The 10,180-nt window shown below is 49.2% G+C and carries 8 protein-coding genes and 1 pseudogene; 5 read left to right on the top strand and 4 right to left on the bottom strand.

Going from position 1 to position 10,180, the window contains the following annotated elements; all coding sequences use genetic code 11:
* From asd to A3750_RS21600, 3 genes are all read right to left on the bottom strand, one after another.
* The coding region (gene asd, locus A3750_RS21610) for an archaetidylserine decarboxylase (protein WP_068548806.1) at positions 1-728 on the bottom strand (728 nt) is incomplete at its 3' end.
* Between the two features lie 215 nt (positions 729-943).
* Complete coding sequence (locus A3750_RS21605) at positions 944-1,498, bottom strand: phosphatase PAP2 family protein (protein WP_197466520.1); 555 nt, start codon at positions 1,496-1,498, stop codon at positions 944-946.
* Positions 1,446-2,657: a glycosyltransferase family 1 protein gene (locus A3750_RS21600; RefSeq protein ID WP_068548804.1), complete on the bottom strand. Its 1,212-nt coding sequence runs from the start codon at positions 2,655-2,657 to the stop codon at positions 1,446-1,448. The genes A3750_RS21605 and A3750_RS21600 overlap by 53 nt, the downstream gene beginning before the upstream one ends.
* Before the next feature lie 317 nt (positions 2,658-2,974).
* Between A3750_RS21600 and A3750_RS21595 the strand changes: the two genes are divergently transcribed.
* Both A3750_RS21595 and A3750_RS21590 read left to right on the top strand, forming a co-directional pair.
* Positions 2,975-4,132 (top strand): efflux RND transporter periplasmic adaptor subunit, encoded by a 1,158-nt coding sequence (locus tag A3750_RS21595; protein ID WP_068458596.1) that lies wholly within the window; start codon positions 2,975-2,977, stop codon positions 4,130-4,132.
* Positions 4,133-4,134: 2 nt separating this feature from the next.
* Positions 4,135-7,302 (top strand): efflux RND transporter permease subunit, encoded by a 3,168-nt coding sequence (locus tag A3750_RS21590; RefSeq protein ID WP_068465884.1) that lies wholly within the window; start codon positions 4,135-4,137, stop codon positions 7,300-7,302.
* A gap of 595 nt (positions 7,303-7,897) precedes the next feature.
* Here the strand turns inward: A3750_RS21590 and A3750_RS25130 are convergent.
* Positions 7,898-8,218: a hypothetical protein gene (locus A3750_RS25130; protein WP_197466054.1), complete on the bottom strand. Its 321-nt coding sequence runs from the start codon at positions 8,216-8,218 to the stop codon at positions 7,898-7,900.
* Positions 8,219-8,302: 84 nt separating this feature from the next.
* On the opposite strand from A3750_RS25130, the pseudogene A3750_RS26485 reads away from it, so the two are divergent.
* The 3 genes and pseudogenes from A3750_RS26485 to A3750_RS21575 form a co-directional block, all read left to right on the top strand.
* Positions 8,303-8,443, top strand: a pseudogene (locus A3750_RS26485) (ATP-binding protein); the annotation flags it as partial.
* A gap of 316 nt (positions 8,444-8,759) precedes the next feature.
* The gene (locus tag A3750_RS21580) at positions 8,760-9,818 is read left to right on the top strand and encodes a hypothetical protein (protein ID WP_068450821.1); all 1,059 of its coding nucleotides are present in this window, start codon (positions 8,760-8,762) and stop codon (positions 9,816-9,818) included.
* A gap of 84 nt (positions 9,819-9,902) precedes the next feature.
* The coding region (locus tag A3750_RS21575) for a hypothetical protein (protein ID WP_369819966.1) at positions 9,903-10,180 on the top strand (278 nt) is incomplete at its 3' end.

The raw sequence follows: 10,180 nt of genomic DNA, 5'->3' as shown, positions 1-10,180 counted from the left end.
TCACGAATCTGCGGCATAAAGCTGTAGTGTTCGCTGAAGAGCAGCACGATGGTGGACCCATGCTCAAAATTACCGATCCGTTCACCCCGCTCAAAAGAACGCTTAAATGGAATTTCGTTTGGGCCTCGATAGGCGAGCGATAGCGGGTGTTCAAGGCCGACGAACCGCATACTGGCGACTAAAATCGCGGCGACAGGGATCATCGCGATGCGTCCTTCAAAATTGGTGGGCTTTATTTCGATCACTGCGCGTTCGTTGCGGCAGAACAAGCGGTTAATGCGTTTAAGCGTTGGAGGATTAACATTGAACGTGTCACCGGAAATGTAATGCAGCTTGTCTACCTCGCCACGAGCGGGAGAGTGCATGTGGTGGTACATGCTAGATTTCAATCGAAGCGTAATAAAGCGCCCGTTTTGGTAGGGCTCAAGATCAATCGCTCCCTGTGTTAGTTCGCCAAGCTCGTAGGGCATGCCTTTGATTTGCAGCGCTTGCAGGTTCTTAATCTTCCCGAAGCTTCCTATCTGAGCGTCGCAAGGGCTGACGAGACGATCTTCTGCAGAATCAATTGGCCTCGTACCTGGTTTGAGCTCACGGGTAAAGCAAGCATGTACGCTCTTAAAGCTTTTCTCGGTCGCTTCATGTAAACGCATGTCATCGCTGAAATACTGCCACGTACTTAAGGCGATGCGCGTGAATAAGGGGTTTTCAACCTTGCTTAGACGGCCCATTAGTCGTGTGCTCAAAGCACGTGGTATGTAGTTTGTCACTAGGAAATTTAGCGTTCCCCTGAGGGGCGCTCCCTTTACCGGACTGAATGTTTTAATGTCGTTATACATGGACTCAAATTAGCGAGGTTAAAAGACAGAAAGATGAACGATTTGCTACAAAATGATGACGGCGTAACACCATGCAGGATGCCAATGCGAATTACTCGGTAAACGGTTTAGTACAACGCCACTAAACTCGCGTGACCGAGCAGACCAAGTGCGAGTCCAAGGCCAGCACCCACCAGAACGTCACTCGGGTAGTGCAGACCAAGTACTGGGCGCGACAGTGCAATTAGGGCTGTAAAGGACCATAGAGCAGGTGCGAGCGCTGGGTAAGAAAGGGAGATAATCGTGGTAAAGCTTACCGCGTGCAAGGTGTGGCCAGAGGGGAAGCTATAACGGTCCAGCGTCGCGCAGACCTGAAAAATCTGAAGGTGAGAGATAAATGGCCGCTCTCGTATCCATGTCTTTTTAAGTGATTTGTAGAGCACCACGCCGATTAAGCCAGTGAGCGTATAAACAAGTAGCAAAGGTAGGGCTTTTACTCCATCGATCAGCAGTAACGAAAAGCCTGCCGCATACCAAAAAGCACCGTTGCCAAGCCGGCTTATGACCGTAAAGAACAAGCCAATGAAAGGATTCTTACAGAGAGCGTTAAGCGTTCGACATAAACTAATATCAGCGGCTTGGGCTTTCTGACTTAAACTTGATGTTGGTTCTATTTGCATCATAAATTCCTGTCGNTTGCGCGTTAACATGGAGCAGGGTAGTGCAGAACTGCTGGACGATTTCATCCCAGCTTAATTTCATCGAGATGGCGTGCGAGGCCTTTGCGATATTCATTCGGAGCTGCGTTTCTTCGTAGGCATGGATGGCATTCTCGATAAACTGACCATCATCACCTAAATCAGCTAGGAAGCCGGACTGTCGGTCTTTTAAGTGCTCCCTTGCTGCTGCGTCATCAAATGCACAAACGCAGCAGCCGCTAGCCATCGCCTCGGTAACAACATTTCCGAAGGTGTCCGTCTTGCTTGGGAACAGAAATATATCGCCAGACGCATAATGCTCTGCTAACTCTTCTCCGCGTTTCAGTCCTGCAAAGATAAGATTCGGAAACCTTGCCGACAGAACGGGCTTCAGAGGGCCGTCACCGACCAACACAAATTTTGCATCGGGAAAGCGCTCGCATACCGCCTGATAGGTGGTAGCGAGCAGATCGAGATTTTTTTCGGCTGCAATGCGACCAACATAAATAAAAACCGGCTCATCCGCTTGAACACCCCAGTTTGCACGCAAGGTTTCATTTCGCTTGTTAGGTGAGAACCGTTCGTGATCGATGCCTCGCGATACGACTTGGATATTTGTGAGCCCCTTATTGTTTAGCATTGCTTGTTGCTGTCTTGTCGGGACCAAGGTTCCAGCACTGTTGTTATGAAACCAACGCAGGTATTTGGTGATGATGGGCTCTAAGAAACCGAAGCTGTAAAATCTGGAATAACTCTGAAAGTTCGTATGAAAACCGGTCACGGCCTTTACGCCAATGGCGTTGGCAGCTCTCAGCGCCGCTAAGCCAAGCGGCCCTTCTGTCGCGATATATACTGCGTCAGGACGTAGCTGTTCGATGTGCGTTTTCAGCTTTCTACTACTAGCCAACCCAAACTTTAGCTCCGAGTACCCGGGAATAGGCAGTCCGAAAACAAGCAGTTCCGCTTCGCGTTCGAAGACCCTCCCGCTAATCGGAAGATCTTTTTTAGACTGCTTCGGGCGTATTACCGTTACCTCAATACCTTTACGAATCATTCCGTCAACCCAGTGACCGAGGGTGGTAGCTACACCGTTCACTTCCGGGCGGTAGGTTTCTGTCACGATCAACACGCGTTGTAAGCTCATAGTGCACTCTCATTAAGGGCTATGCGCATACGTTGATCAGAAAATGTGACAGTTCGACTTCAGTGTTGTGACAATACCGTGAACAAGGGAGGGAAGGATGCGCGCACTTACATGGAGGTGAAGCGCTGTTTGTTCGTCAATGCATGTTTGGATTCCAGCGAGTTTGCTCTGTCTAAAGTGTGCTTGCGCGCCTTAATCTCAAATATGGAACAATAAATATATTAATTGGTCTATTTTTATTAAAACTGAAATTATACTATGCGCGTATGATTGACCATACCCCGATAAATTGACCTTTGCCTTGAGAAGAGATTGATATGTCTAGCGCACGCGCTTTATTTTACTCCCCAGTTTTCGTTGTGTTGGCCTTTTCGTCGGTATTGGTGCTTGCTCTCGGTGTAAGCCGTTTAGGGTATTCTTCCGACTCTCCAGAGGGTTACTCAGAATTAACCCTCGTTATGACCTTGGGCGCACAAGAGGCTGCCATCGATACACCGATGCAGCGTTATGTTGCGCGCGTAGAGGCGGCGCAACGCGTTGAACTGGGCTTTGATATCTCTAGTGTCATTATCGAGATTTATAAGCGCGAAGGGGAGCGATTTCAAAAAGGGGAGCTGCTAGCACAGCTCGACGCACGTCGCTTGCAGGCAAGATTGGTTGAACTGAGAGCCGCTAGAGATCGCGCAACAGCATTGCTCAAACTCGCAGATGTATCGCTCGAGCGTGTGAAAGGTTTACGCGGAAGTAACAGTGTTTCAGCGCAAGCTCTGGACGAGGCCTCGCGCCAGAAAGAAGCATCGCAAGCAGACTTAAGGCTAGCCGAAGCGCAGTTGGCAACGATTGAGCTCGAGCTCGAGAAATCGAATCTCTTCGCTCCCTTCGATGGTGTTGTGATCGACAGAACAAGCGATGTTGGGCGAACGGTATCTTTGGGAATGCCCGTTTTGTTGGTTGAGCAAAGCGCAGAACCTGAAGTAAGAGCAAGCGTTCCGCTTGATGTAGCAAAATCGCTAAAGATTGATCAAACTCTCCGTTTGACGCATGAAGACCGCGTGCTTGAAGGCGTGGTCACGCGCATTAAATTAAGCCTTTCTTCTTCGCGTTCTTCTGATGTGTACATGAGTGTCATGACAGCAGATGAGGCGCTTGTACCCGGAGAAATCGTCAATATTGAAATCCCGGCATCTGTGCGCGCTGATGGCGTATGGCTGCCTCTTACGGCGCTCACTGAATACGGCAGAGGGCTCTGGTCGGTCTATCTAGCGGAACCAGATCCAAATGAGGCGATCAAGAATAATCGCTCCCAGATACGCCGCACCGTTGTGTCCATCAGTCGTGTTCGGGGCGATTACGCGCTCGTTACGGGTGGCGTCGACGTGGAGAACAGAGGGCGGGTTGTTGCTCAAGCAACGCACCGCATTGTTGAAGGGCAATATGTAAGAACGCAACCTACCTCTTCTGTTGCGAGCAAGTAGGCATGGAACAAAAAACGACCAAATCAGAGTCTGTATATTCGCTGCGCTCGGCATACTATCGAAACCCACACCTGTTAATGATGACTCTCATCGTTATTTGTGCAGCCGGCCTATCATCTTGGTTTTCCTTACCGAAGGTTGAGGATCCCAGAATTACCCAACGGTTTATTTCGATTATCACAGAGTTTCCGGGTGCCTCTGCTCGGCTGGTCGAATCGACCGTGACGGAGGTCTTAGAGTCTGAGCTTGCAAGCATTTCAGAAATAAAAACGATCAATTCTACATCCCGAACCAACGTCTCTGTGCTCTCAATTGAACTCGACGGGCGGGTGACGTCTGACAATAATCGAGAAGTTATTTCTCGTATACGCGACCGCGTCAAAGACGCAACGAGAAAACTGCCGAGCCAGGCCTTATCTCCGAGAATTAAAGAAGAAGATAACGTCGCATACGCTTACACACTCATTACCGCAGTAAAATGGGCATCGGCGGGAGATCAGCAGCTAAGTATGATGAACCGCGTCGCTGAAATTCTAAAAGATCGCATCGAAGCCGTTCCTGGTACAGAGTTTGTGAGCGTTCACGGCGCGCCTGCTGAAGAAGTACACGTGGTTGTGTCTCCTACCGAATTGGCGGAACTGGGATTAACTGTTCGCCAATTGGCAAACTCAATTCAGGGCTCAGATAGTAAGCAAGTCGCAGGGCGACTAGTCCAAAATGACACCCTGTCTTCCATCGAAGTGCGTGGCGAGTTTGATTCGGTGTCGCGCATTGAAACGCTTCCTGTTCAAAGCGGCAAAAGCGACTTGTTACTTCGAGACATTGCAGAGATCTCCAAGAGCAGGGTGGAGCCGGAGCAAAACATAACGCTATATAATGGCGAACGCGTGCTTCTCGTTGCTGCGCGAATCGAAGTGTCGAGCCAAATTAGACCCTGGACCACCTCTGTTCAGGAGGTAATTCGACAAACTGAAAATGAGTTGGGCGGTGTGATCGAACTCGTGGAGGTGTTTGAGCAGGCTGCATACACGGAAGATCGTTTGAATTCCCTCGGCGGGAACTTGCTTGCTGGTATCGTTGCTGTCCTAGTAGTCGTGTGGGTCTTCATGGGTTGGCGCTCAGGGATTATCGTCGCCACATCTCTGCCGCTTGCAGCCGCCTGCGTGTTATTTTCGCTCAGAGCGCTCGACATGCAAATTCAACAAATGTCGATGTTTGGAATGATCATCGCGATAGGCTTGCTGATTGATAATGCCATTGTAATGACCGACGAAGTGCGCGAGCGCATGCGTCAAGGCTTATCGGCTTCAGCGTCCGTCGAAGGCGCACTAAAGCACTTGTTTATGCCGCTGCTGGCGTCAACCGTGACCACAATCCTCGCCTTTATGCCTATTCTGTTACTCGAAGGAAACTCCGGAGACTTTATTGGCTCAATATCGGTGAGTGTGATTTTGGCGCTCATCTTCTCCTTTATCCTCTCAATGACCGTCATACCATCGATTTGTGCTTGGCTGGAGAAAAAGTACGGCGGGCGAGACGATAATCGTTGGTGGCAGCAAGGGATTTATAGCCCTGCCCATGGCGAGGCGTATCGAAATTTTCTGTTAAACAGTCTGCACAAGCCTTGGATTGCAGTGGTGGTTTCGCTGGCTCTTAGCGTAAGCGGTTTTGCGTTGGTTGGCAGCTTGCCTAAGGTGTTTTTTCCAGCTGCGGATAGAGATATGTTTGAAATGCGCGTTTGGTTTGAGCGCAACACTAGTGTCGATGGCGCATATCGCCTTGTGTCAAAGATTGACCAAGAAATGCTTGCAATAGAGGGCGTTGAAAAAACGGTTTGGTCAATAGGCGACAGTATTCCTGCCTTTTACTACAACCAAATTATGAATAACAGCAATCAAGCGTACTACGCAGAGGTTGTGGTCAAAACGATAAGCTCTAAGGACTCTCAACGTTTGATTGACGAGCTCCAGTTGTCGCTTAGTGAGGCATTTCCGAATGTCCAGATTGTTGCAAAAGCGTTTGCTCAGGGCCCTCCTGTGGAGGCGCCACTTGAGTTTCGAATTTTCGGCCCCGAAACAAACAAGTTGAGGGAATTAGGGGAGCAACTACGTGGCATTATCGCCGAGCAGAAAGGCGTCCTTCATACGCAGGGTACGATTCAAGCAGGCTCGCCGAAGATCTGGTTTAACGCCGATGAACAAGCGCTCGCAGAGGTAGGGTTACGTCTTAGCTCGGTCGCTAGCCAGCTGCAAAATGCCTACGAAGGTGTGCAAGCCGGAAGTGTCTTAGAGGGCGTTGTTGAGCTACCCGTTCGGGTGAGTTATGGCAACAATCAACGAACGTCGTTAGAGCAATTGCAGGCTTTCCCGGTCATCCTCCCAAATGGAGAGTGGGCGCCAGCAGCGTCTTTCGGCTCGTTTGAATTAGAGCCCGAAGCCGCATCGGTTACGCGCCGAAATGGCCAGCGCGTAAACACCGTACATGCATATTTATCCCAGCACGTCACGCCAATCGACGCGACCAACGCGGTTGTTCAAGCAATAGATGCTGGCGCATGGAGCTTACCTGAGGGCTACTACTGGACCGTTGGCGGCGATGCCGAAGAGAGCGCGCGCGCCAACGCATCGCTAGCTGCGCACCTTCCGGTCCTTGCATTGTTAATGATTACCTCTCTGGTTCTCGCGTTTCGTAGCTTTCGTCTGGCAGCTGTAATTGGAATGGTTGCCATGCTTTCCGCTGGCTTTGGCTTTCTATCACTTTGGATTAGTGGTTACCCCTTGGGGTTCAATCCCTTGCTTGGCGTGACTGGTCTTATTGGGGTAGCGATAAACGGATCGATTGTGGTCTTGGCATCCTTACAGGCGAACGATAATGCTCGCGCAGGTGATAAACAGGCTATTGTTGAAGCGACCGTATCATGCGCTCGGCACATTCTAAGTACCACGCTGACGACCATAGCGGGCTTTATACCCTTAATACTATTTGTCGGTGGTGGGTTCTGGCCGCCTTTAGCCGTTGTGATAGCGGGCGGGGTTGGGTTTTCTGTCATTCTTTCGCTTTGGTTTACGCCTAGCGTATATGTTTGGTGGGTCGCTCGAAAAGAAGTCTCGGAAGAACAACGCTCAGAACAACATCGCGGTGAATCAAGCGGCAATGAAACGTTCGTATGATGCCTACAAACGTTGTGCGTTCATCGCTCAAGGTGCTCGTTAAAACGAAGCGATAACAAGTGCCCGTTTGGGAAGAGACATATGCGCTTTTATCTTCACTGCCCACCGAGATCGTTTCGATCTTGATTAGGAACAATTAATCGCCGCTCAAGCTAGCGTTCCAAACGTCCTAGGGCTTATTTTTAGCTCCTAGCAGTGGGTAAATTGTTGAACGAATCGGTTTTGGATTACGGGTCATAGGGCGTAAGAGGGCGTTTGAGTTCCGTGAAAACAATGGTGCTCATCGCTAGCAATATTCATTATGTCATCCAGTCAGCAAACACACCATAGCGGACATTTTGAGTCTCTAGATTCTCATTGCCTTTGTGAGAGAAGCGGACACATCCGGTGGCACGGAAGTTCGAAAGTAACGTGCCTTGGGAATCAGAAGTTATTAAGTTTGTCGCGCGGCTTATTGGAGAGCAATAGTTGCAGGAAATAGCGATGACACACCGGATTTTCATCCTGCTATGCCTCAAAATTGCCCAACTCATACAGCAAAAGAACAACCGGTTAGCCTGAGTTTCTAACCGGTTGCTCTCAGTAAGCGAACAGACTATTTTTTCATGAAGGCTTCTTTAAGAAGTCCGCGCTTGCTTAGCAGCTTGCAGAGGTGCGGGTTTTTGTTACGCAATTCTTCAGCGCTTTGATAGCGTTTTGCGGCCTCGAGTAGCTCATTGTTGGAGCGCGTTTGACTCGTTTTGCTAGGGAGTAGGTCGTCCAACAGTCCTAGGGTATTAACGCGGTGATATAGGCTTTGGCTGTTACGATAGAGCGCTGATCGCGTTTTGCAGCCATCCTCTTTCAGCTTTTTAACCTCATTGACCACTGTTGATTTGCCGACATGTTTCCAGTGTTTAGGACGTGGGTTTGGCATGTGTGCCGTGACCTCATTAAAAACTGCGGGGCCTTTACGCTGTGCGGCGCGATAAGCACCTCCAGAGTGCTTCTTAAAGGTGCTGCGTTCTCGGAATGGAGCAAGGTTTCTGGCGATGCCAAACTGACAACAGCGTTGCTCGATCGACTGACTCATCACTGTCATATCATAGAAACAGGTAACGAAAGTTACCGATACAAACAATCCGCTAAACAACGACGATAGGAGTAGCAAATAAACTGGAAATCAGACCATAATCTGGCTCCTTAGGCGGGTCAAAATTAGATGCAAAAGGTGGGTCACTTTTAACTGCAAATTAACAAGTGTTGATTTGCAACACTTTCCTCCACACCTAGCGCATCTAATGCAGCTCGCAAAAGCAATAGGCCGCGCATGGCCGCCTTTGAGGCAATATATAATCAGTTAAAATGAACGTTCGAAATATGCACATAACAATCGCATGCAGTCGGGCTTCGGGCGTTATGAGGCGCAACCAATCAGGATATCATTAAACATCAACAACGTTTTGGGAGAATTATAAATGAAGGTATCAATAGCTTTACTAACTATATTCACTGCGGTGTTAGTCGGTTTTCAAAGTGTCTCCGCCGATCAGCATCAGGCTACGAATGTGGCCGCAGTGGACACCACCAATTGGGGTACTCGCCCTGAGAATACGGGGATGACCGCCGAGGAGTTCATCAGGGCCGAAGGGTTAGATTTCGCAGCCAACCTGGTGAAGAAAAATGGGCTCAACACTTTCAACACTCCCACTATCGCGAGCGTCGACAACCAAATTCTCACTACACCCAATGTGAATGTGTTGTACACGGCTGCTGCAGTCGACACCACGGGGGGCTTCACTCTAAACCTTCCCATTGATGACACACGTTTGGTTACGGCGCAAATAATTAACCTGAATACCCATACAACACCAGTCCACCTAAATAAGGGGGGCGTGTACGAGTTCCCGGCGGGACAATTTGATGACCATGTGGGAATCCTGGTTCGTATCGGTGTTGATGGTAAGGCGGACGCGGAGGCGCAGGTCAAGGTCATTGCCGATGAGTTAAGCGTTGACGCGGCGAGCGCCAACCCTATCCCGGACTATGACCTGGATAAGCTCTTGGCCACACGTACTGCGTTGAAAAATGAGTTCGCAAAAACCCCTATTGATAGTACTGGTGGCATGGTTGAGTCTGTTGATCAAATCACGGACTGGGAGAAGTATACTCTGATTACTGCGGGCGGTTGGGGGTTGAGCGGCCCAGAGCGAGCTGCATACAAGCTTATCCCCGGGCCTGAATCAATTGAGTGCAGCACGGTGACCGTTGATGCGCCGCCAGTAAATACTGACGCAAATGGTTTTTTTAGCCTCACAATCTACGGCAAGGACATGTTCCTAATGACCGACGAATACAACACGGTAAAAAGTGATAGTTCAGAACGCATTGAGGTCACGGTTGGACCAACTGAATGTCTAGAAGGTGCTGCGCTTTATCTCCAGGCGCCTAAGCCTTGGAATATAGTATTGAGGGCATATGAGCCTGACGCAAATGCATTTATGGCACAACCGGATGGGAAGGTCACAGCTAAATAATTTGCCTATGCCCATACAAAGTGTTTGATGGGCCAGCGGTTCCATCAATCACACTGTTAGCTATTAATCACAAAGGAACCGTTTATGAACATTAGACTTACAATTCCACTATTAAGTGCGCTTTTATTCCTCACTGCGTGTAGTGATAACGAAGACAAGAGTGTCGATAAATCTATTACCACAGAAAACAAAAACCTGTCTCATCAGGATAGAGAATATCAAATACTCGATACTCGCATAGGTGAACTTACCTTCGAAAATAACTATTTGGTGGGCGTGCCAACAGAGCAGAGTCGCAACAAGATATTTGATGCGATTGACTTCCAGCGTGCATGCCAGGCCTATATCTGGTCCGTACCGAT

Source organism: Oleiphilus sp. HI0079, assembly GCF_001635105.1.
The sequence above is the reverse complement of the archived record's forward strand: the minus strand, read 5'-3'. Positions and strand labels throughout refer to the sequence as shown.